We start from the raw sequence: 1,801 nt of genomic DNA, 5'->3' as shown, positions 1-1,801 counted from the left end.
TGGGTGGTGAAGAACTGACTGAAGAAGAGATCAAAAAAGCTCTGCGTCAGCGCGTTCTGAACAACGAAATCATCCTGGTAACCTGTGGTTCTGCGTTCAAGAACAAAGGTGTTCAGGCGATGCTGGATGCGGTAGTTGACTACCTGCCATCCCCAGTTGACGTTCCTGCGATCAACGGCATCCTGGACGACGGTAAAGATACCCCGGCTGAGCGTCACGCAAGCGACGAAGAGCCATTCTCTGCACTGGCGTTCAAAATTGCTACCGACCCATTCGTGGGTAACCTGACCTTCTTCCGCGTTTACTCTGGTGTGGTTAACTCCGGTGACACCATCCTGAACTCCGTGAAAGCGGCGCGTGAGCGTTTTGGCCGTATCGTACAGATGCACGCTAACAAACGTGAAGAGATCAAAGAAGTTCGTGCGGGCGACATCGCTGCAGCTATCGGTCTGAAAGACGTGACCACTGGTGACACCCTGTGTGACCCGGATCACCCGATCATTCTGGAGCGTATGGAATTCCCAGAGCCGGTAATCTCCATCGCAGTTGAACCAAAAACCAAAGCTGACCAGGAAAAAATGGGTCTGGCTCTGGGCCGTCTGGCGAAAGAAGACCCATCATTCCGCGTATGGACTGATGAAGAATCTAACCAGACCATCATCGCTGGTATGGGTGAACTGCACCTGGACATCATCGTTGACCGTATGAAGCGTGAATTCAACGTTGAAGCGAACGTGGGTAAACCTCAGGTTGCTTACCGCGAAGCGATTCGCGCGAAAGTTACCGACATTGAAGGTAAACACGCTAAGCAGTCTGGTGGTCGCGGTCAGTACGGTCACGTTGTGATCGACATGTACCCACTGGAGCCGGGCTCTAACCCGAAAGGTTACGAGTTCATCAACGACATCAAAGGTGGTGTAATTCCTGGCGAATACATCCCAGCCGTTGATAAAGGCATCCAGGAACAGCTGAAAGCGGGCCCTCTGGCTGGCTATCCGGTTGTTGACATGGGTGTTCGTCTGCACTTCGGTTCTTACCACGACGTTGACTCCTCTGAACTGGCGTTTAAACTGGCTGCGTCTATTGCCTTTAAAGAAGGCTTTAAGAAAGCAAAACCAGTTCTGCTTGAGCCAATCATGAAGGTTGAAGTAGAAACTCCTGAAGAGAACACCGGTGACGTTATCGGTGACTTGAGCCGTCGTCGCGGTATGCTGCGTGGTCAGGAATCCGAAGTAACTGGCGTTAAGATCCACGCTGAAGTTCCGCTGTCTGAAATGTTCGGATATGCAACTCAGCTGCGTTCTCTGACCAAAGGTCGTGCATCATACACCATGGAATTCCTGAAGTATGATGATGCGCCTAACAACGTTGCTCAGGCCGTTATTGAAGCCCGTGGTAAGTAATCCACAGGATTAAAACCTAAGTCCCGTGCTCTCTCCGAAGGGGAGAGCACTATAGTAAGGAATATAGCCGTGTCTAAAGAAAAATTTGAACGTACAAAACCGCACGTCAACGTTGGTACTATCGGCCACGTTGACCATGGTAAAACTACCCTGACTGCTGCCATCACTACCGTTCTGGCTAAAACCTACGGTGGTTCCGCTCGCGCATTCGACCAGATCGATAACGCGCCGGAAGAAAAAGCTCGTGGTATCACCATCAACACCTCTCACGTTGAATATGACACCCCGACTCGCCACTACGCGCACGTAGACTGCCCGGGCCACGCCGACTATGTTAAAAACATGATCACCGGTGCTGCGCAGATGGACGGCGCGATCCTGGTTGTTGCTGCGACTGA

2 protein-coding genes are annotated in these 1,801 nt (G+C 51.6%); both read left to right on the top strand.

Annotated features, from left to right (window positions below; all coding sequences use genetic code 11):
* Positions 1-1,403 (top strand): elongation factor G (fusA, locus tag RDN66_RS16315; RefSeq protein ID WP_308538024.1); only part of this gene is annotated, 1,403 nt, incomplete at its 5' end.
* Positions 1,404-1,472: 69 nt separating this feature from the next.
* Positions 1,473-1,801 (top strand): GTP-binding protein (locus RDN66_RS16310; RefSeq protein WP_048338991.1); only part of this gene is annotated, 329 nt, incomplete at its 3' end.

Source organism: uncultured Kluyvera sp., from assembly GCF_902485085.1.
Taxonomy (GTDB): domain Bacteria; phylum Pseudomonadota; class Gammaproteobacteria; order Enterobacterales; family Enterobacteriaceae; genus Kluyvera; species Kluyvera ascorbata.
The sequence above is the reverse complement of the archived record's forward strand: the minus strand, read 5'-3'. Positions and strand labels throughout refer to the sequence as shown.